The organism is Niabella ginsenosidivorans (assembly GCF_001654455.1).
Classification (GTDB): domain Bacteria; phylum Bacteroidota; class Bacteroidia; order Chitinophagales; family Chitinophagaceae; genus Niabella; species Niabella ginsenosidivorans.
This window is the reverse complement of sequence record NZ_CP015772.1, coordinates 4,652,718-4,674,055: the sequence shown is the minus strand read 5'-3', so window position 1 is coordinate 4,674,055 and position 21,338 is coordinate 4,652,718. Positions and strand designations below refer to the sequence as shown.

The 21,338-nt window shown below is 43.0% G+C and carries 15 protein-coding genes; 7 read left to right on the top strand and 8 right to left on the bottom strand.

Translation table 11 applies throughout. From position 1 onward, the window contains the following. The first annotated feature begins 25 nt into the window (after positions 1-25). The gene (locus tag A8C56_RS19780) at positions 26-3,271 is read left to right on the top strand and encodes a SusC/RagA family TonB-linked outer membrane protein (RefSeq protein WP_067759916.1); all 3,246 of its coding nucleotides are present in this window, start codon (positions 26-28) and stop codon (positions 3,269-3,271) included. Positions 3,272-3,300: 29 nt separating this feature from the next. After that, complete coding sequence (locus tag A8C56_RS19775; protein WP_067759914.1) at positions 3,301-5,025, top strand: RagB/SusD family nutrient uptake outer membrane protein; 1,725 nt, start codon at positions 3,301-3,303, stop codon at positions 5,023-5,025. A gap of 453 nt (positions 5,026-5,478) precedes the next feature. On the opposite strand, the gene mutL is transcribed toward A8C56_RS19775, so the two are convergent. Then, a complete protein-coding gene (gene mutL, locus A8C56_RS19770) occupies positions 5,479-7,326 on the bottom strand; it encodes a DNA mismatch repair endonuclease MutL (RefSeq protein ID WP_067759911.1) in 1,848 nt (615 codons plus the stop codon). Between the two features lie 264 nt (positions 7,327-7,590). On the opposite strand from mutL, the gene A8C56_RS19765 reads away from it, so the two are divergent. Beyond that, entirely contained in the window at positions 7,591-8,565 is a 975-nt protein-coding gene (locus A8C56_RS19765; protein WP_067759908.1) for a deoxyhypusine synthase family protein, read from the top strand. 270 nt (positions 8,566-8,835) lie between these two features. Here the strand turns inward: A8C56_RS19765 and A8C56_RS19760 are convergent, their stop codons facing one another. Further along, the gene (locus A8C56_RS19760) at positions 8,836-10,203 is read right to left on the bottom strand and encodes an SdiA-regulated/phytase-like domain-containing protein (RefSeq protein WP_067759905.1); all 1,368 of its coding nucleotides are present in this window, start codon (positions 10,201-10,203) and stop codon (positions 8,836-8,838) included. A gap of 8 nt (positions 10,204-10,211) precedes the next feature. Next, the gene (locus A8C56_RS19755) at positions 10,212-11,393 is read right to left on the bottom strand and encodes a DUF418 domain-containing protein (protein WP_067759902.1); all 1,182 of its coding nucleotides are present in this window, start codon (positions 11,391-11,393) and stop codon (positions 10,212-10,214) included. Positions 11,394-11,627: 234 nt separating this feature from the next. Here A8C56_RS19755 and A8C56_RS19750 point away from each other — a divergent pair, with 234 nt between their 5' ends. Together A8C56_RS19750 and A8C56_RS19745 are read left to right on the top strand one after the other, a co-directional pair. Beyond that, the gene (locus tag A8C56_RS19750; RefSeq protein ID WP_245645600.1) at positions 11,628-12,449 is read left to right on the top strand and encodes an HAD family hydrolase; all 822 of its coding nucleotides are present in this window, start codon (positions 11,628-11,630) and stop codon (positions 12,447-12,449) included. A 51-nt stretch (positions 12,450-12,500) separates the two neighbouring features. Continuing rightward, entirely contained in the window at positions 12,501-13,670 is a 1,170-nt protein-coding gene (locus tag A8C56_RS19745; protein WP_067759897.1) for a TolB-like translocation protein, read from the top strand. Between the two features lie 9 nt (positions 13,671-13,679). Here A8C56_RS19745 and A8C56_RS19740 read toward each other — a convergent pair whose 3' ends face one another. The 5 genes from A8C56_RS19740 to A8C56_RS19720 form a co-directional block, all read right to left on the bottom strand. Then, the gene (locus A8C56_RS19740) at positions 13,680-14,060 is read right to left on the bottom strand and encodes a hypothetical protein (RefSeq protein WP_067759895.1); all 381 of its coding nucleotides are present in this window, start codon (positions 14,058-14,060) and stop codon (positions 13,680-13,682) included. Between the two features lie 79 nt (positions 14,061-14,139). Further along, on the bottom strand, positions 14,140-14,622 hold the full coding sequence (locus tag A8C56_RS19735; RefSeq protein ID WP_067759892.1) for a Spy/CpxP family protein refolding chaperone: 483 nt from the start codon (positions 14,620-14,622) through the stop codon (positions 14,140-14,142). Between the two features lie 6 nt (positions 14,623-14,628). Then, a complete protein-coding gene (locus tag A8C56_RS19730; RefSeq protein ID WP_067759890.1) occupies positions 14,629-14,958 on the bottom strand; it encodes a hypothetical protein in 330 nt (109 codons plus the stop codon). Positions 14,959-15,049: 91 nt separating this feature from the next. Continuing rightward, positions 15,050-15,625: an RNA polymerase sigma factor gene (locus tag A8C56_RS19725; RefSeq protein ID WP_067759887.1), complete on the bottom strand. Its 576-nt coding sequence runs from the start codon at positions 15,623-15,625 to the stop codon at positions 15,050-15,052. Between the two features lie 54 nt (positions 15,626-15,679). Next, positions 15,680-18,520: a TonB-dependent receptor gene (locus A8C56_RS19720; RefSeq protein WP_071609378.1), complete on the bottom strand. Its 2,841-nt coding sequence runs from the start codon at positions 18,518-18,520 to the stop codon at positions 15,680-15,682. 192 nt (positions 18,521-18,712) lie between these two features. On the opposite strand from A8C56_RS19720, the gene A8C56_RS19715 reads away from it, so the two are divergent. Both A8C56_RS19715 and A8C56_RS19710 read left to right on the top strand, forming a co-directional pair. After that, positions 18,713-19,309 (top strand): DUF5606 family protein, encoded by a 597-nt coding sequence (locus A8C56_RS19715; RefSeq protein ID WP_067759885.1) that lies wholly within the window; start codon positions 18,713-18,715, stop codon positions 19,307-19,309. A 280-nt stretch (positions 19,310-19,589) separates the two neighbouring features. Next, entirely contained in the window at positions 19,590-21,311 is a 1,722-nt protein-coding gene (locus tag A8C56_RS19710; protein ID WP_067762308.1) for a M3 family oligoendopeptidase, read from the top strand. Positions 21,312-21,338: the final 27 nt, after the last annotated feature.

Here is a 21,338-nt window from a genome sequence, read left to right as displayed (position 1 = left end):
CAATTTCTAATTTTAAAATTGCTGTATGAAAAGAACGAGGGCTTCAGTATTGCTTTTATTGCTTTTCTGTTTTGGCTTTGCTATGAACGGCTTCAGCCAGGGCAAAATGATTACCGGAACCGTTATTGATGATAAGGGAAACCCGGTTGCAAATGTTTCTGTTATTGTAAAAGGGAGTACCAGCGGTACTTCTACCAATGAAGAAGGCAAATTTACGATTGCTGCCAAACAGGGCGATGTGCTGGAATTGACCAGCGTAGGTTTTAAAGCCACTACTTTTAAAGTAGGGGCTGAACAGGATGTTTCTATTACCTTGGTATCAGACGTATCCAATTTAACTGATGTGGTGGTCATTGGTTATGGAACAGCCCGGAAAAAGGACCTGACCGGTTCAGTAGCCGTGGTGGATATGAAGGAATTGAAATCGCAGCCAGCGGCCAGCCCTGTTGAAGCATTGCAGGGGAAAGCTGCCGGTGTTCAGATCATCAATGATGGATCGCCCGGCTCAACTCCGCAAATAAGAATACGCGGGTTTAGTACTATTAACAACAATGACCCGCTCTTTATTATTGATGGAATGCCCTATGAGGGCAAGCTGGCCTGGTTAAGCCCCAATGATATTGAAAGCATGCAGGTATTAAAAGATGCATCTGCTTCATCAATCTACGGAGCCAGGGCCAATAATGGTGTGGTAATTATTACTACAAAGAAAGGGCGCAAAGGCCCTCCTAAAGTTTCACTGGATGCCTATTATGGTGTTCAAAGTCCCAATAGGGAAACTTTTCCGAAATACCTGAATCCTATGCAGTTTGCTGAGTATTTGTATACCGCTTTTAAAAATGCAGGATTAACACCGGGAACCACAACTACAACGGGTTCCAACTATGGGAATGATCCGGATAAGCCCACACTGCCTGAATATTTATTGGCAGGATCAGCTACCGGACAAAATATTACTGCCGCGGATGCGGATCCCTCCAAATATCGTTATACGCAGGACGCTTCCACTTTTTACCAGATTACCAAAGCCAACCAGGCTGGTACTAACTGGATGAAAGAAATTACACATAATGCTCCTATGCAAAACTATCAGTTGACCGTACTTGGTGGTGGAGAAAACTCTTCCTATGCTGTTAGTGGCGGCTACCTGAACCAGGATGGTACTATTAAGTACACCGGGTTTAAACGCTATACCATTCGGGCTAATACCAATTTTACTACTTTGGGAGGCCGGCTGAATATCGGAGAAAGTATGCAGTATTCCCGTGATGAGGGGCAGGGTTTTGCAACTAATGTAAATACGGCAGGGCAATATATGGGAGAAGGCTCTCCAATCGGCTGGACCTACCGGATGCAAACTATTATACCAGTGTATGATATTATGGGGAATTTTGCAGGTTCTAAGGGCAGCCTGTTAGGAAATGCGGAAAATCCACTGGCCTCATTGTATAGAGCCAAGGATAATATATGGACAGACAATCAGTTTTTTGGTACTGCATTTGCCGATCTGAAAATTATTGAAGGGCTTAATTTAAAAACTACATACGGGATATTATATAATAACTACCAGGGTAAAAATATAAGCTATCCTAATCCTGAATTCTCTGAAGGCAGTTATAGTAACAATCCTATGAGTGAAGGGCAAGGGTATCAATCGAACTGGACCTGGACCAATACACTAACCTATAAACACCGCTTTAACGACAAACACGACCTGACATTAATGGTGGGTACGGAAGCTGTGAAGGAACAATCCAGGGTTCTTAGTGGATCGGGAAATGGTTTTTTTGTATTTGGTGATTTGAATTATTATTATGTGGGCGCTGCCAGTACCAACGTTTCTGCAACAAGTAGTGGGGGTTTTAGTACCTTATTTTCAACGTTTGGTAGGGCAGATTATGCGTTTAAAGATAAATACCTGCTTTCAGCTACTTTTAGAAGAGATGGGTCTTCTAAATTCGGTCCCAGCCATCAGTATGGTAATTTCCCGGCTGGAAGTGCTGCCTGGAGGGTTTCTAACGAAGAATTCATGAAAAGTGTTTCATGGATCAATGATTTAAAATTAAGGGCCGGCTACGGGGAAACTGGTAATCAGTCTATCCCTGATTTTCAGTATTTGCGCCAGTTCCAATCGGTGATCAATAATTCTTCGTATCCGATTAATGGAACAGCTTTATCAAGTGGGATCTGGACCAATAGTTATGATAATCCGGATATTAAATGGGAAGCCCTGAAATCCTGGAACGCTGGTTTTGATTTCACCGTTTTAAATAATAAACTGGATGGAACCTTTGATGTGTATAACCGGAAAACCACAGATATGCTGTATCGGGTTCCACTTCCGGCGCAGGCAGCAGGTGGAGGATTATCTCCCTGGGTAAATGTTGGGTCAATGAGTAACAAGGGGTTTGAGTTTGCCTTGAATTATCATTATATTAATTCGGTTGAGGATGGCTTTAAATTTGACGCAGGCGTCAATTTTTCAAGAAATATTAATAAAGTGCTTGAATTAGCCCCTACGGTAACAAACCAGGTATATGGCGGCTTTAGAAGTATCAGCACTTCTATTCTGATGCCGGGTCAGCCTTTAGGTGCCTTTTATGGATATAAAGTAACAGGTATTTATCAAAGCCAGCAGGATATAGATAATACACCTCATTATGAGGGAGCCCGTGTTGGTGGTTTAAAATATGCTGATGTTTCAGGCGCCGATGGAAAGCCCGATGGAATTGTTGATGCTTTTGACAGAACCATTATTGGCAACCCGCATCCGAAATTCCTGTATTCCTTAAGCTTTAATGCTTCTTATAAAAGATTTGATTTACTGATGTTCTTTAATGGTTCCTATGGCAATGAGATTTTTGATGCTACCCGCTATTATACAGACTTTAGCGCTTTTGATGGTGCCGTTAGCACCCGTATGCTGGATGCCTGGAGCCCCACTAATACAGGCAGTATGATTCCTTCTCCTTACAGGAACCCTTCAGCGTATGAACTGGCAGCGAATAGTTATTATATTCAACCAGGCAGCTATTTCAGGATGAAAAATTTACAGATAGGGTACAACTTTAAAATGAACGGGAATTTAAAAGATAAGATCAGCGCTTTACGGGTTTATATTAGCGGAACGAACCTGTTTACAATTACAAAATATTCCGGTCTGGATCCAGAAATTACCCAATTTTCAAGTACGTTCACAGCACCCGGCGTTGACTTGGGTACATATCCTGCTTCCCGTCAGTTTTTATTGGGCCTAAACGTTACTTTCTAAATTGTTGTAACAAATAAATTAAATTAGTTATGAAGAAAATATATATACTATTTGTTTTGGGTTTAACGGTAGCGTCCTGCGGAAAAAGCTTTTTGGAAACAAAGCCCCAGGCCACCATTTCCCAGGACCAGTTACTAACCACAAAAGGGGTGGAAGCTGCTCTTATAGGTGCTTATGGTTTGATGAATGGAAACATAAGCGGAACATGGGGTAATTATTCCTCTGCGCCCAGTCAGTGGTTGTTTGGCGAAGTAGCAGGAGACAATGCGCATAAAGGAAGCTCTAACACGGACCAAAGTACCATGAATGACATTGAGCTTCATAAACCCAATAGCGCTAATGATCAGTTGCCGGCAATGTGGACCAACTATTTTGAAGGAGTTTTGCGTTGCAATGCTACAATCAATTTACTGAAAGCAGTGCAGGAAGGAAGCTCCTCCGATAAATTTAGTGATGACCGGGCCAAACAAATTGAGGCCGAAGCCAGGATGTTGCGGGCGCATTACTATTTTTATTTAAGAAGAGTATTTGGAAATGTACCCTATATTGATGAAACCATTAGTACAACAGATGCCACTAAGGTAAAAAATGGAGAAAATCTTTATCCGAAGATTGAAGCTGACCTGCAATTTGCAGTACAGGCACTGGATTATACAAAACCATTGGGAGACCGAGGACGGGTTGATAAACTGGCTGCAGAGGCTTACCTGGGTAAAGTATATTTATATCAAAAAAAATATGCTGAGGCTTTAACCTTATTTAAGGATGTGATAGCTCATAAACCGGATTTAACCACTATGGATTTCAGAAACAACTTTTCCATAGCCGGAGAAGGCGGCCCCGAAGGGCTTTTTGTAGACGAAAACATCATCAATCCGGATGGTAGCGGGGATAACGCAAATGTGGGCGATATGCTTGCAGGTGGCTATGGAACAGCCCCGGTTAGCTGTTGCGGGTTTTATCAGCCTTCTGTTGATTTAGTGAATGCGTTCAAAGTAAATGCTGACGGATTGCCTTACCTCGATGGCTCCTATAGGAATAACACTTATAAATCAGATCAGGGCCTGGTTGATAAGAAAGGAGATTCTGCAAAGACCAACTATAAGGTAGATACAACGATAGCTTTTGATCCACGGGTAGATTATACAGTAGGAAGAAGAGGAGTACCTTACAGGGATTGGGGAATTTTTCCTGGAGATGCCTGGATACGGGACCCCGCATTTGGCGGACCGTTTGTTTCAAAAAAACAGCAAATCGATAAAGCCGAATTCGCTGGTAACACAGTTTCAGGTGGAGAATATATAACCGCACTGGATGTAAATATTATACGTCTGGCAGATGTTTACCTGATGGCAGCAGAATGTGCCATTGAAACAGGTAACCTCAAGGATGCATTGGATTGGGTAAATGCAGTTCGTAAGCGCGCTGCAAATCTTCCTGGCCTGCGAGTTAACAATAAGGCGGTAGCGAGATATAATGTGAAAACTTATCCCTCATTTCCCAATGCTGATTATGCACGTAATGCTGTTCGGTTTGAAAGAAGACTGGAGCTGGCATTGGAAGGGCAGCGCTTCTTTGATTTAGTGCGCTGGGGTACTGCCAAAACTGTGCTGGAAAGTTATATGACTTTTGAAAAGCAATATGTTGCGGCATCAGCCACAATTAATTTTAATGCACGTGATACCATTTTCCCTATTCCACAACAAGAACTGGACAGGGCTCCTGGTATTCTGACTCAGAATGGCGGCTACTAGAATACTGGCTTTAAATAGTGATTGCAGTCCTCCGGAATATACGGAGGACTTTTTTTGTCAAAAAGGTGTAATGAAAAAAAGATAGCAGCAATATCATTTGCTGGTACAGGAAATTGGCAGTGGCCGGTTGGGTATAAAGACCCTAATACAACTGTATATATTAACAGCCCTATTTCTCTGAGTACATGGGTTGATATAAGTGGTGGCGGGGCAGTAATAAAAGTAACTTATACAGATGCCTGTGGTGTCTCTCAACAGACGATGTTTACAATTTGGAGTTCCTGTAATTAGCGACAACTTATAAATAAGGATTTCTAAAAGGAAATTGTCACTGTTGATGTTATTGACCAATAGAAATAGTGAAACAGTGGAAATTATTTTTATGGTTAATCCTTTAATGGGCGATTTTCAACACTATCGGATACATTTTCCGTATGCAATTGGGCAAGAAGACTACCGCCCAAACATCTTCTCAATCTGGTCCTGCTTAAATTCCAGGTAAGTAGGACTGCCATCGGGCGCTGTATTGAAGGGTTCGCATTGAAAAAGATCGGTAACCAGTTGCCGCATTTCGCGCTCTGTTAAACGGGTATCCTTTTTTACAGAGCGTTGCCTTGCCAGTGAACGGATCAGCTTCTCCCGGTTGGAAACCCGGATATCACTGTTAAAATGTTTGTACTGTTCCAGTGTAAAATCAATCAGGTGTTTTTCATCCGTATCTTCCAGGTCGGCAGGGGTGCCCTGTACTACAAAACTGTTTTTACCAAAGGGTTCAATCTGGTAGCCCAGCAGCAAAAGATCCGGTAACAGTTCATTCAGCAGCACCGCATCCGCAGGTGTCAGTTCTAAAGTAACGGGGAACAGGCTTTTTTGAATAGTGACCGGTACCCCGGTGGTAGCCTGTTTCATCTGCTGGTACAATACCCGTTCATGGGCGGCCTGCTGGTGGATCAGTAAAAAACGGTTTTCAGCAGGTAGTATAATATAAGTGTTCAGCACCTGCGCCAGTTCGGTAGTATCGTCTATTTCAAACTGATTTTTTTTGGACTGTATGGCAAAATGCTGCTGACGCGCTTTTTTCTCATAATCAAACAGCGCTTCTTCCTGTTTAACAGGCTCATAAAAGGCTTTCCAGCTTTTTAATTCCTGTGAAGAAGGCTTTTCAATAAAATGCGCCTGGTTCTTTTGCGTAAATCCCTGGTATAAGATACCCCCGGAAACATGCTCCTTTTGTTCTGTCGTAAAAGGCTGGTTAATGGAAGGTAACTTCTGAATAGAAGCGTCCAGGTCAAAGTCCAGGGTTGGCGTAATGCTGAACTGGGCCAGGGCATGCTTTATAGCTGCCTGCACAAAAGCGTATACGATCTTCTCATCTTCAAATTTTATTTCCTGTTTGGTAGGGTGCACGTTTACATCTACCTGCTCAGGATCAAGATCAATGAACAGTACATACATAGGGAAGCTGTCGGCAGGGATCAGCTGCTGGTAGGCACTCATTACGGCATGGTTCAGGTAAGCGCTTTTAATGAAACGGTTGTTTACAAAAAAATATTGGTCACCCCTCGTTTTTTTAGCCGTTTCGGGCTTTCCTGTAAAGCCATGAATATTCATATAATCCGTATTGTCTGTAACGGATACCATCTTTGTGTTGTACGGGTTGCCGAGCAGCTGTATTACACGCTGTTTTAAGCTCCCGGATTCCAGGTGCAGTAATTGCTGACCATTGCTTGTAAGCGTGAACTTGATATGCGGGTAAGCCATGGCCACCCGGGTAAATTCCTCCACAATATGGCGCATTTCAGCAGCATTACTTTTCAGGAAATTGCGCCGGGCAGGAACGTTGAAGAACAGGTTTTTCATGGCAATGCTGGTACCTTCAGCCACCGCGATGGGCTCCTGCCTGATAACGGAGCTGTTAGCTATTTCGATAAAAGTTCCTGTTTCATCTCCCGTTCTTTTTGTTTTGAGCTCTACCTGGGCTACAGCCGCAATGGAAGCCAATGCTTCTCCCCGGAAACCCATGGTGCGGATATGAAAAAGATCATCAATATTCCTGATCTTGGAAGTAGCGTGCCGTTCAAAGCTCATACGGGCATCTGTTTCACTCATCCCGCTGCCATTATCCACTACCTGCAGCAGAGTCTTTCCTGCATCCACTACAATTAACTGTATAGAGGTTGCGCCCGCATCCACCGCATTTTCCAGTAATTCCTTTACGGCACTGGCAGGGCGCTGAATCACTTCACCAGCGGCAATCTGGTTAGCAATATTATCGGGTAATAAAAGGATCTTATCTGCCACAGTATCTTACAATTTAGCCGGTAAAGGTACATTTTTTACTGCATCCTCAATGCCTCCTCCAACCACTGGGGAGGAATCATTATTAGCCGGGCGTGCTCCGGATATCAGACAAAGCCGGTTGGGAAGAAGGATGTATTTTTATCCGGGAGGTCATTATTTTATAAAGCTTTCCCTGATTGAAAGGTGATTTGCGCCCGATTGCTGTATTTTTGCCACTCGCACTGTGTTCCGCCGACTGGCGGAAACGGATAAATTCAAAAAGATATGAGTAAAGGACCTGTTTCTCAGTTTATTGAGCATCACTACAGACATTTTAACGCTGCTGCATTGATTGATGCTGCAAAAGCGTATGAGGCCCACATGAATGCCGGTGGCAAAATGATGATTACGCTGGCAGGGGCAATGAGTACAGCCGAGCTGGGCATTTCCCTGGCCGAAATGATCCGTCAGGATAAAGTGCAGATCATTTCCTGCACAGGAGCCAACCTGGAAGAGGACGTAATGAACCTTGTGGCGCACTCACACTACAAACGTGTTCCCAATTACCGGGACCTGACCCCTAAAGAAGAATGGGATTTGCTGGAAAATCATTATAACCGGGTTACGGATACCTGTATTCCTGAAGAAGAAGCGTTCCGTCGTTTGCAGCAACATTTGTACCGGCAATGGAAAGAGGCTGAAGCAAAGGGAGCGCGTTATTTTCCGCATGAATTCTTATATAAAACGGTGCTGAGCGGGGACCTGGAACAGTATTATGAAATAGACCCGAAAAACAGCTGGATTGTTGCCGCGGCGCAAAAAAACATCCCGATTGTAGTGCCGGGCTGGGAAGACAGCACTACCGGTAACATTTTTGCAAGCTATGTAATCAAAGGTGAGTTAAAGGCAAATACGGTTAAAAGCGGTATTGAATATATGACCTGGCTGGCTGATTGGTACCGGAACAACAGTGGCGGGAAAGGCGTTGGCTTTTTCCAGATTGCCGGAGGCATTGCTGGTGATTTTCCTATTTGCGTAGTACCGATGATGTATCAGGACCTGGAATGGCACGATGTCCCGTTCTGGAGCTATTTTTGCCAGATCAGCGACAGCACTACGTCCTACGGCTCTTACTCCGGCGCGGTTCCCAATGAAAAGATCACCTGGGGAAAATTGGATATTGATACACCTAAATTTATTGTAGAAAGTGATGCCACTATTGTAGCGCCGCTGATGTTTGCATGGATATTGGGTTGGTAAGCTGCAAGTGCAATAGTTAATTTAAAGAGGTTGTTTTACAGACAGCCTCTTTTTTTATTTGATAGGGTGATGGAATACAGTATAAACTGCGCGATTCCCGGAGTCTTCAAAAACCTTTGATACATGCTCTTTATATGTTCTCTGTTATTAAAAAAGGATGCGCTCAGCATGTGAAATAATGACAGTCATTGCAGGATACACAGGTCTGATAAAAACAAAGAAGCCGCCCAATAACAGGAGCGGCCCTTTTGGCTATAATTTTGCTTTATTCTAGTCAGCCTTGTAAGCTGTAACTACTTTAGAGGAAGATTGTTTGCCATCTTTGTCTACCTGAATAATTTTCACAAACAATTTACCGTTGCCGGTTGTGTCTATTTGTTCTGAATGTTTACTGCAGGAAGTAACCCCCAGCCCGGCAAAGGCAATGAACACCAGCAGCGCTTTGTTCTTTTTGGTAAAGAACAGGGTCATCAGGCCTAATGCAAAGATGGAAAGCCCCAGTAAAGAAACTGCTTTGCCAGCCGGTGTGCTATAGGAATAAGCAATGCTTTGCGTTGAAGTTCCGTTAGAGGCTTTGGAGGCAACTTCTCCTGCCTTTGCAAATGTTTTCCCATCCTGAGAAACCCATATTTCAAAATGGTCATTGTTGGTTTCTGTTTCTGTTGTCCAGTTTACCTGTAACTGATTGCCTGTGATGCTTGCGCTTATGGAACCAAAGCTAACCGGCAGAATGGTAGAAGCATAATAATTAGTAGCAACATCGGCCATGCCCGGTTCTGTAGAAATGAGCTTTGTTACGTTTACCTCTTTAGTAGTGGCATTAGCTGTAGTTGGATCAAGATAGAACAGGCCTGCGTCCGAGCTTCCTGCCCCGCCCTGTGCGGAAAGATAGAAACCTCCTGTTGAAGACATGGCAAGGCCTGTAACTGCCTGGCCAAAATTGTCGCCATCCGCATCTTTTACGTTCCACTTAAAGGCTGCCTGTGTAACAGAAGCAGGGCCTGTTGCTGCATTAAGAGCGGCAGGAGTGATCATATAAAGTTTTGTTGTACCGCCACCAGTGTCCTGGTTCACCATTATGAACATATTACCGGTTTCATCAAAAACAAGATCCCCATTGTTAAATTCGCTGCCTGCGCTGCCATCGTCCAGAGTAATCGTTCCCAGGTTTTCAAAATCACTGGCTGATCCGTCAGGATAGGTCTTGAAACGTGCCATGTAGATGTTTCCGGTGGCCCCTGATAAAACCATGTAGGCCCATCCGTCTGCTCTTATGCCAAGCCTTCTGAAGTAAATCTCTTCGTCAGATGAACCATTCATATCCGCGGAAAGTACTTCTGTAGCAGATGGATAGGGATTTCCGGCAGATGGGGTTGCCGTGGAATATACTTCAAAGTCGCCTGTATTGGTGCTTACAGGAATATAATAAAGGTACCCGGCGGTGTTCATACCCATAGCGGATGATGAAACGTCGCCGAATTTGGTAGTGCTGCCGGTATAGGTGCCGGTAGAAGGGTTAATCCCCGTATACTGAGTTATCTGGGTGCTGTTCCAGTTGTTTACCGTATAAACAACATCCTGGTTGTAGGATATTTTTGCAAGAGCAATGGTAAGAAGAAGTAGTAGGACTTTTTTCATAATTGACGTTAATTTTTATGTGTGTAATTGAGTTTTATGTTTTGAATAGCGCTGAGCTTTGACCATATGTATTCAAGCGGCCCATGAGCATGCTTCTGCAGCCAGCATTTTGAAAAGATGATCAGGAATAACCCAATAGGAATACTTAATAAAAAACTGCCGGTAACACCTATTTTACTGGCAAGGTTGAGCCCGAATGGGAAAAAGAATAGGGATCCAATAATGGACTGTACTATATAATTGGTTAAACTCATCTTTCCCAGATAAGTAAAAGGAAAAAGCGTTTTTTGGAACGTAGTATTAAAGAGTATAATAAATAAAGCAACCAGGCCGAATGAAAAGAATAAATTAAGCCAAAGGGAAAAGGTAAGGGAAACACAGTTTTTGAACGCTTCTGTTGAATCCCGCGTTATAAAGTAGTGTTTTTGCGTATAGATAATAAAAAACAATAAAAAAGAGAAGAACAATACACTTAACCAGAATTTTTTATTGTATTTCGTGGTATCAAAGACGGACATTCTGCCTGCAATAACGCCGCAAAGGAACATTCCCGGCATTTGTGTAAGCCTTCCGCTTTCAAAAGACCATACCATGCTTGCCAGCGGGCCTTTGGTGATATTGGTAAGTAAGATTTTCCCCAGTGACCCTTCCTGTAAGGTGGTAATAATTTCCTTCTTCAGAACATCTGAATAAACAGGGGGAAATACATAATGAGGATCTGCAGCAGTTTTGAAAATGTAGTACAACTGGAAAGGCTGTAAAAATAATATAACGGCAATTATAGCCAGTGCACGGGTGCTTAACCGGCTTAAAGGGATCAGTAATAACCCCATAATTGCATACATAACCAGTATATCCCCATCAGGAAAAAATAAACTGTTTAAAGCGCCGAATGCAAAAAGCAGACAGGCTCTTCGGATTGCTTTTTGCGTAGTATAAGTACCCTTTTCTTTTTGCCTTTTTGTTTGTAAAAAGAAAGTAAACCCAAAAAGCAGGGAAAAAACTGGATAAATTTTACCAAACAATAAAGACGATGAAATTTTGGCAACCCATGCATCCGACTTTAAAAGAGCAGGGGCCGATACGTCTGGAACTACCTGCAGGTTAAATTGCGTAACAAAATGATAGATGAGGATGGCAAAAATGGCTAATCCTTTCAATCCATCTACTTCAAAAATTCGATGTTGCAATCTATGGTTTATTGGTACTGACATGATCTTTGAGGCACAATGTTATTATTAAGTAGCAGGCCCTTGAATGCTTTTTAGATGAACCATCCGCATTTTTCGATAAACCCATCATTTTGCAGGGTTAAAAAATTGATCCAGGTCAAATCTTCGCTGTTTTTAAGTGATTTGCTGTGGGTTTGATATTTTTGGCCTTTTATAATAGAACCCGTGTAGTTATTTATGATAAAATTGATTGTGACAGATTTAGATGGATCGTTATTGAATGATAATAAAGAGCTGCCTCCCGACTTCTGGGAGTTTGAAAAAACATTGAGGGAACTTGGGATTGTATTTTGCATAGCCAGTGGCCGGCCACATCATAATCTGACGCGGCTTTTTCAGCCCATAAAGAAGCATACCTATTTTCTGTCAGATAACGGCAGCTATGTTAGCTATAATGAAGAGGCGCTTTTGATCAAAATGCTGGATCCGCAAATCGTAGCTACGCTTGTTAAAGCTTCCCGCGGTCTGGCAGATGTTTACCCCGTGCTTTGCGGGATGGGAAAAGCGTATATGGAAGATCATAATGAAGCACTTTTAGAACAGGCGCTTCAATATTACCAGTCTTACCAGATGGTTGATGATCTTACCAGGGTTTCAGAACCGGTGCTGAAAGTTTCCTTATGCGATCTGCAAAATGCGGAAACAAACAGCTATCCTCATTTTAAAAAATTTGAAAACGAGTATAAAGTAGCAGTTGCGGGAGAGCGGTGGCTTGACTTTACCGCCTGTGACGCAAACAAAGGAACCGCCGTCCGGTTGCTGCAGCAGCGCCTGGGCATTGGATTTAATGAAACAATGGTTTTTGGTGATTATATGAATGATCTTGAAATGATGCAAACCGCAAAGTACAGCTTTGCTATGAAAAATGCTCATCCAGGCATTCTGAACGCGGCTTCTTTTATTACTGAGCTGGATAACAATAATAACGGGGTGCTGCAAACAATTGTTAAAATACTGGAGAATCCCCTTTTTTTCAATAAAAACCCGGTTGAAAAAAACAGGTTCCGGCAATAAAAAGCTTAACTTAACCCGCATATACCTGTAGGTTGTTAAATGCTTTTGTGAATGAAGTTCGCCTTTTCTGTTTTTCTTGTTTTCCTTACCCTGTGGTCCCGGGCTCAGCAGCCCAGGGTACAATTGCAATTAAATTGGTTTCAGAACAGCCATATTATTCAAAGTGTGGTGTTAAGCCCTGAAGGAGATGAACTTGCTTTTGTAAAGCGGATCAACCCGGCTGATTCGGCCACCCTGAAAACCGGTTTTAAAGAAGACAGGGCTACTGAGAGCCTGCTGAATAAGAACCGGGATTCCGGTCGTTACGGAGACCCCGTTGTATCCTTGCTGAACCTAGATAACCGGCATTTGCTGTTAATCGACTACGGCTGGTCGCCGCATTTTTCTCCTAATGGCAATCGCCTGGTATACGCGCACCAGGTAAACGCCATAGCAGGAGCAAAAATTACGGCAGATGCGTTAAGGAGCAATGATCTAAAAGTGCTGAATATTAAAGGTAAGAAAGCCATGGTAGCAGCCGCTCCCCTGGCAAAAGACTTTCTGCTGGATCCGGTGTTTACCGATTCTGTACATATTCTGTATAAAACCGGTGATGCAGTAAACGGGCCTTTTGCAGGAGGTATCGCCCTGCACCGGCTGAACCTTTTAACAAAAAAAGAGGAACTGCTCAGAGGGGCCAAAATCCGGTACCGGTTGTACGATCTGATCGGCGGTGTATACGGAACGGGGAAGGATTATTCCTATATACTGTACAGTCCGCAGGACTCGGCATCTGGTATTGCAGGTGAGTATGCTCATTTGCTGATGCGTGGTAAAGATACATTACAGGACTTCGGGATCAGGCAATTTAATAACCTTGATTATAAATTTGCTTTACTGCCGGGGAAAAAAGTAATTTACCTGGATGATCAACATCTGATGACGGAAGATACCAGTTATATCGTGCAGTTTGAGAATGGCAGAACGGTATCTAAAAAACCGGTTAATTTTGACTTTACAAAGGCGTACCTGAGCCCCGACGGGAAATTTATGGCATATGTAGACAGCAGCCTTTCATGTTTTGTGCTGAGGATCAGTGATTTTTCCCAAACCCGGCTCCCGCTGCCTCAAAAAGAAGTGTATGCAGCAGCCTGGTCCGGCAACGGTCGGCAACTGGCTATTATACAGGAGCATCCAAAACTTCCATACACAGACGAGTTATATGTATTTGCTGTTGAGTAGGAACTGCGGTCATTTTTTTCGCAGGGATGGCTCTATTTCATCCTTCCATTTTTTAAACTCCTCTGTGCTCAGAACCTTTTTTAAACGATTGTCGCGATCCGCAAAAAGGCTTTCATTTTGTTTACGGATACTTTGATAATCCTGTTGCAGGGGTTGACGGTTATCAGATGCAGCGCCCTGTATATTGCTGCGCAATTTTTCATGGGCGGTATAAAAATCGGTAAAAATGGTTTCAATACTGCTCCGTTTTGCTTTATCGGGTTTAATGACAGCATCAAACTTTGCCAGGGCATTGCTGACCTTTTCACTGACGCTTTTTTGCCCATGCGCACTTATGAAGCTGCTCAAAATAACAAACAGGCTCATTATCAGCATTAATCGGACTCTCATGTTACTAAATTATAATAAATACTTAAACGATCTGTTATAAGAGGTGTTTAGCAGGTAAGAACGTTGCAAGATACTGATTTTATTTAGGAGGAGGGCCACCCGGGCGTCCGGGGCGTCCCTGTTTAATGATCTTTTTCATCAGGGAATCGTATTTTGGCTGCTGTTCGGGAGTGCAGATCTGACGGGCTGCTTTAAAATGATGGAAGGTATTGATCTCAACGCTTTTCTGTAAAGCGGCAATGGAATCTGCATATTGCATAACCAGGCTGTCCGGAACATTTGCGGTTTTTGTAAGATCAAACAGCTCCTGTCTTATATTGCGGATACGGTCCATATCGGCCCTGGCTTCGGCCCAGTGTTTTTCTTTTAATGCTGTAAACTGCTGTATCTGGTTATCTGAAAACCCTACCTCATTTTTCAGGGCATTGGTAAAGCCATCCTTCATCTTTTCGCCCGGATGCCTTTTTGAAAAAGCACAGGTATACGCGAGCAACGCAATATTTGTAACCAGTAGTAAAAGAATTATAAAAATCAGCGTTCTGTTCCGCGTACTGCTGTTCATTCCTTTTTATCTGTTTAAATCGTAACTGGAATTGGAAGCCAGGATAAAGTTTTCATTCTGAAGTATTTCAGCTGTAGAACTGGACGTAATGGCCGGCTCTTCCTGTTTGCTGTCAGGGGTATTGATGATAAAATAGACGTTGGTGCCAATAACAGCAATAAGACAGCAGGCTGCTATAACAGGCTTTGCAATAAATGAGCCTACTTTTGCCCATAAATTAGATTCTTCATTTTTCAGGCGTGCCATCACACGGGTATACATGAAAGGCCGGGCTTCCGCCCTGCGAATACCATCAAGGCTGCTTAGTATATGCTCTATATTGTTATTACGTTCCATGTGTAAACCTTGTTTTTCAATTGTCTGATCACACGTGCCATCTAAAATAAATCATCATTTATTCATTTGACGTTTTTTTTCTGAAATTCTTTTAAGATTCCGGCTTATAATCTTTTTCCAGAAGTTTCCTAAGATTGTTCTTTGCCCGGTGCAGCAAGGATTCAATAGAGGAAACAGATGTTTGCAAAACTTCGGCTACTTCCTGATAACTGAGTCCTTCTACTTTATTCAACAAAAAAGCAGTTCTCTGATTATCAGGTAGTTGATCTATTGCCTGAAACAGAAGGGCTGCATTTTCCTTTTTGTCCAGCACCACACCCGGGTGATGAAAATCGGGAGGATTGATGACTACTTCGCTTTCTTCCCCGAAAATACTCCGTACAAAACCAAAACGCTTCTTGCGTTTTTTTTTCCGCTCAAAGTCCAGTGATTTGGTAGTAGCAATGCGGTAAATCCAGGTAGAAAGTTTGGATTCTCCTTTAAAAGATGCAATAGACTGGTACACCTGCACAAATACTTCTTGGGCAATGTCTTCTGCATCTTCCTCACTTTTTACAATAGATAAACAGGTATTGTAGACCATATTCTGGTAGGTATCCACAACATGCTTAAATGCAGTTTCGCTGCCCTCCTTTAATGCACGTACCAATTGATCTTCGTTAAGCAATGTAACACCAGTTATTGTGGGTACGATATTACTAAAAAAATGGGAGAGCAGGCATTAAAACATTGGTCCGCCGCCGGGAGGTCCGCCACCACCCGGCATTCTACCCTCTCCGGGAGGTCCACCCCGCCAGTGCCTTCTTTCTTCATTATATGAAGCCTTTGGCTTGCCAATATTTTTTAGCTTATAAGTAAATGTAAGCATAAAATATTGCTGCAATACACGGGTGTTGGCATCCGTAATGGAGTTATCAGCTGTGCCAATGGTTCTGGAAATACTTTGATTTTGCTTTAAAATATCAAAGGCTGATAACCGCAGCTCTGCAGCATGGTTTTTCAGGAATTTTTTACCCGCTCCGGCATTCCATAGCCAGAATTGCTGGTTGTAGCCCTGGGAAAGTCCGCTATAGATCTGTGAAGTGACGTCTGTTTCAATAAACCAGCCATTTTTTGATAATAAATTCAGCTGCAATGCCGGGGTCTGGTTAATATAATTGGTTTTTGCATTCGACATTTTGCTGTTCAGGTCGCTCCTGGAATCATAATAGTTCAGGTTGTAAGACAGGTTAAAATCAACATATTCACTGATATTGCTTGTTAGGGCAATGCCACCGCTGTAATTATTGGTGACCGTTTTTCCTGTATGGTTATTAAAGGAACCCGGTGTTGTTGCATAATTATAGCCGGCATTAAGGTTCAGGTTGGTTTTAATGAACTTTAGTGGCATTGAGTATACGAAAAAAGAGCTCAGGTTCTTGTATCCGTTCAGGTTGATGGGTTTGCTATACGTGATGCCATTTTCCAGAACGGTAGACTGGACGATATAGTTATCTGCGCTCTGAAACCGGATATTGGCAATAAAGCTTTTGCTGGTTCGGGTATTGGTATACATATACCTGAGCGCACCGAAATTGGTATAGGATTGTTTCAGGTTGGGGTTACCGGAGCTGATATATAGTTTATTGGTGCTATCCACAATATCCTGGAGCTGGTTTATTGAGGGGAAATCGGTATTTGCCCTGTAAAATAACCGGATGTTGCTGTACCTGCCGATTTTCTTCATCCAGCGTAAATTGGGCAAAACGGAAGTGAAGGACTGGCCCATAGAACCCGTAACGGGATAAACGCGGTCGCTTACCAGCTTTGAATGTTGCACATTTACGCCTAAGGAAAGCTGGTTATCCCTTCCCCTGCCCAACCGGTAATTTACGCCGCCGTTGTTGGTAATGATCCTGTTTTTAAATGTATTGGATAAACCCGGGTTAAAATCAGTATAGGCAGAGCCGTCATAGTCATAGGTTTTTTGATCCGCCTCATTTTTCTGCACGCCGGTAGTGTAATTAAATTCCAGCATACCTTTCTGGCCAACGGGTTCGGTATAGGAAAGCCTGCCGCTTATATTGGATCCTTTGGTAGGATTGTCAATATACCGGTTCGCATTGGTGATAGAGTCTGCGAGGTAATCGATGGTGTACTGGTTATTATAACTGTACCCCTTATTTTCGGTATAAGTTGTTTGCAAGGAGGCAGATATTGTTCTTCCTCTTTTTCCAAAGGAGTGCCGGAACATCAGGTTGTTCCCGATATTATAGCCATCCCTGTGCGAGGTACTGTGCGCATCCTGGTAATTTACAGAATCGCCTGTATTGTACAGCGATCGGGTAAGATCATAGTTGCTTCCATTATAATTCTGGATACCGATGGACGGGATTATATACAGGCTGTTGCTGGAATCGATCTGGTATTCCATGCGCATATTGATCCGGTGGTTATTATTATTGGATGAGGAGTTGCTGTTATTATAGGTATACCAGGTTGTATCTGTACCCAAAGGCGTTTGTTTTATACTGTTGGATTCGGTAACATTATTGGCATTATTAAAGAAATAGCTGGCGCTGAAATTTACTTTTTTACCCCATTTGTCGTTATAATTTATCCCGAATGTATTTACCTTATTAATTCCGGAGGGCTGGTTTAAGTTAATGCCTCCACCTCCGCCTCCTCTGCCGCCACCGCCGGGCCCCCGGCCGCCGCCTAAAACGCCCAGTACATCCTGGTCGCTGAAATTTTTTGCATTGATATTATTGAAATTACCAATTACGGATATCCGCCTGTCCCCGTCAAAAATATTCATATTGCCTCCGGCATTATAGGTATTTCTGGTACCCAGGCCGCCAAAGATCTTTCCGAACTGGGCCTCTTTCATCCCGTTCCGGGTAACAATATTTATCGCTTTTACTGAATTGCCGTCATCAAACCCCGTCAGTTGCGCCTGGTCGCTCATCCGGTCATATAGCTGGATCTTATCTACCACATCTGCAGGCAGGTTCTTAATAGCAGCAGTGGCATCATCTCCAAAGAAATCTTTTCCATCAACCGTTACTTTTTTCACCTGTTCTCCATGTCCTGTAATATTCCCGTTCCTGTCAACTGAAATACCCGGCATTTTTTTGATCAGGTCTTCAACAGTAGCGTCAGGATTTGTTTTGTACTGGCTGGCGCTGAACTGGGTAGTATCTCCCTTTTGGGTTACGGGTGGGGCTGTTGCCACTACCACCACACCGGCAAGCGTAGTGGTCTTTTTGGGAATGTAAACATCCCCTAAGTCCAGATCGGGCATTGAATCAGCTAAAACAACCCTGTTTTCCAGTTGCTCAAAACCAATAGAGGTGGCTTTTAAGGTATAAGCCCCTAAAGAAAGGTTGGTAAATGCGAATTTTCCTTCTTTATCAGATATGGTAGAAGCTTTCACGCTGGAATCAGCTGCATTCTCCAGCACTACCGTAGCCCCGCCCACAGTAACTCCTTCAACCGGGTCCATAAGGGTACCACGGATTGATTGAGCATGCGATAAAAATCCCGCCAGCACAAGTGCCAGTAAAAGTACAATTTGCTTCATAAGTAGGGTTTGTGTGTTAGACGCTGAATCAGTCGCAAACTTTCGGAAAAAAAAGTGCTGCGGATTATAAAGTATTTTTAATAATATTATTTTTTTGTAATATCCCGGTACAACAAGCCTATTTGCTGCTAAAAAGCCTTTTTGAGGCATTTTAAGAAAAGTCATTTATCTTGCACCTTTTAAAAATTGAACATGGAGTATAATAAATTAGTTGCAGTTAGTGGATTGCCCGGCTTGTTTGAATTAATAAGCAGTAAAAACGATGGTGCTATTGTGCGGTCTTTAATTGACAAAACCACCAAATTTGCTTCTTCGCGCATTCATCAGTTTTCACACCTGGAAAGCATTGAAATTTATACAGTAAGAGATAATGTAAATCTTGTTGATGTTTTTAATGCCATGAAGGCAGCCGGAACTGCGCTTCCTGATACAAAAGATGATAAGGCCATCAAAGCTTATTTTGAGAAAGTATATCCGGATATGGATTTTGAGAGGGTATACACATCTGATATGAAAAAAATGGTAAAGTGGTTTGATATTTTACAAAAAAATAATGTTGAGATCAAGCTGACCAGTCAGCCGGAAACGGAAGATGAACCGGTTGAAGAAGAAGTAAAGGAGGCCAAAACGGAGCCTGCAAAGAAACCGGCTGCAAAAAGCAAGGCCGAAAAGACAGGAGCAGCAGAAGAGAAAGCGGAGAAAAAAGAAAAAGCTCCGGCTAAAAAAACAGCAGTAAAGAAAGCAGCTCCTAAAAAGACAACCGCTTCTGAAGGCGGAAAAGCAGAATAACAGTAAGGATGTTGAATAAAGAGGCCGCCCCTTACTTTTGCGGGCGGCCTCTTTTTGTTTGGGCTCCCGGCAGTACCTTAACAGGCGTTTGATAGGTTTTGTGTTCAGTATCAGACAGATGCAGCTCAATAATTGTTTAAACCACAATAGAGTATTTCCCTTTTTAAGCGCCTCCTTTTTATAGCGATTTATTTTTTATAATTATATTGCCACTGTTGTAAACAACATCAGGAAGTACAATAGGGCTGACAATCAGTAACTAATGAAAAATAAAACAAATATGAATTTGGACGCAAATATTCAACCGCAGGAACGGCAATTTCTGCCAAAAGAGTTTAGAATAACAGACTGGACCACACTGGAGCCTTATTTTGAAGCGCTTACAGGCAGAACTCTTTCCACAAAAGAGGACCTGGATCAATGGCTCAGGGATATCAGTGAACTGGAGGCGGTAGTTAGTGAGGAAGCCTGCTGGCGCCAGATCAATATGACAAGAGATACAACAGACACGGCTTTAGCTGAATCCTTTAACTTTTTTATGACAGAGATCCAGCCCAAAATGCAGCCCTATGCTGATTTGCTGAACCGTAAGCTGATCGAAAGCCCGCTTTCAAAAGAGCTCACTGCGCCAGAATTTTTTACCTATCTGCGTAATGTGAAAAAGAATATCGACCTGTTTCGTAAGGAAAACATACCCCTCCAGGCCGAACTGGCTGTAGCAGCCCAGCAATTTGGAATGATTGCAGGAAAAATGACAGTAACCGTAAACGGGCAGGAGTTTACGTTGCAGCAGGCCGCAAAGTTTTTAGAAAATCCGGACAGGGCGCTGCGTGAAGAAGTGTACCGGAAAATCAATGAGCGACGTTTGCAGGATAAAGATGCGTTGAACGACTTATTTGATACTTTGTTAAAAAAAAGACATCAGGTAGCTCTGAATGCAGGGTATAAAAATTACAGGGATTATCGTTTTGCTGAGCTGGGCCGTTTTGACTATACAAAAGAGGACTGTTTTCAATTTCACGAGGCTGTAAAACAACACGTGTTGCCGTTAGTAGATGAGATCTACCGGCAAAAAAAAGCAAAACTCGGATTGGACACACTAAGGCCCTGGGATGTTGATGCGCAGCCGGCAGGTATAGAGCCACTTCATCCTTTTAAAACCGGAAATGAGCTGGTTGAAAAAGCCATTCGTTGTTTTACTGATCTGAAGCCGTTTTTTGGAGACTGCCTGAAAAAAATGAATGAAATGGGGCGGCTGGACCTGGAAAGCCGCAAGGGCAAAGCTCCCGGAGGATATAACTGCCCGCTGGCCGAAACCGGGGCTCCTTTTATTTTTATGAATGCTGCGGGCACTATGGATGATGTAACTACCATGGTACATGAAGGAGGGCATGCGATTCATTCCTTTCTGGCGCATCCGCTGCGGTTAACTGCATTTAAAGAATATCCTACAGAAATTGCAGAAGTGGCCAGTATGAGCATGGAATTGTTCAGTATGGAATACTGGACCGAATTTTTTAAAACCCCCGAAGAACTGAAACGGGCCCATCAGCAACAACTGGAGCGGGTGCTCACCATTTTCCCCTGGATTGCCACGATTGATAAATTCCAGCACTGGATCTACGAAAACCCGGGACACAGCCATGCAGAACGGCTGGTAACCTGGCAATCCATTTTACAGGAATTTACGCCGGAAACGCTTAATACAAGCGGGCTGGAGCATTACCGGGATTATAGCTGGCAGCGGCAACTGCATGTATTTGAAGTGCCGTTCTATTATATAGAATATGGCATTGCACAACTGGGCGCCATTGGCCTCTGGCAGCAGTATAAAAAAGATAAGGAACAGGCACTGATGCACTATATGGATGCATTACGCCTGGGCGGCACCCGTACCCTGCCTCAGTTGTTTGAAACCGCAGGCCTGAAATTTGATTTTTCACCGGCTCATATTAAAGGGTTAATGGCCTTTGTAAAGGAAGAGTTGGAAAAACTAAAATAGCAATACCGGAAAAAAGTTTGGGTGATA

What these genes read in the sequence shown, in the direction of transcription:
- A8C56_RS19715 (WP_067759885.1), top strand. Translation starts at nt 18,713, where the DNA reads ATGGAGTATAATAAATTAGTTGCAGTTAGTGGATTGCCCGGCTTGTTT.
- A8C56_RS19745 (WP_067759897.1), top strand. Translation starts at nt 12,501, where the DNA reads ATGAAGTTCGCCTTTTCTGTTTTTCTTGTTTTCCTTACCCTGTGGTCC.
- A8C56_RS19720 (WP_071609378.1), bottom strand. Translation starts at nt 18,520, where the DNA reads ATGAAGCAAATTGTACTTTTACTGGCACTTGTGCTGGCGGGATTTTTA.
- A8C56_RS19780 (WP_067759916.1), top strand. Translation starts at nt 26, where the DNA reads ATGAAAAGAACGAGGGCTTCAGTATTGCTTTTATTGCTTTTCTGTTTT.
- A8C56_RS19760 (WP_067759905.1), bottom strand. Translation starts at nt 10,203, where the DNA reads ATGAAAAAAGTCCTACTACTTCTTCTTACCATTGCTCTTGCAAAAATA.
- A8C56_RS19710 (WP_067762308.1), top strand. Translation starts at nt 19,590, where the DNA reads ATGAATTTGGACGCAAATATTCAACCGCAGGAACGGCAATTTCTGCCA.
- A8C56_RS19775 (WP_067759914.1), top strand. Translation starts at nt 3,301, where the DNA reads ATGAAGAAAATATATATACTATTTGTTTTGGGTTTAACGGTAGCGTCC.
- A8C56_RS19740 (WP_067759895.1), bottom strand. Translation starts at nt 14,060, where the DNA reads ATGAGAGTCCGATTAATGCTGATAATGAGCCTGTTTGTTATTTTGAGC.
- A8C56_RS19765 (WP_067759908.1), top strand. Translation starts at nt 7,591, where the DNA reads ATGAGTAAAGGACCTGTTTCTCAGTTTATTGAGCATCACTACAGACAT.
- A8C56_RS19730 (WP_067759890.1), bottom strand. Translation starts at nt 14,958, where the DNA reads ATGGAACGTAATAACAATATAGAGCATATACTAAGCAGCCTTGATGGT.
- A8C56_RS19735 (WP_067759892.1), bottom strand. Translation starts at nt 14,622, where the DNA reads ATGAACAGCAGTACGCGGAACAGAACGCTGATTTTTATAATTCTTTTA.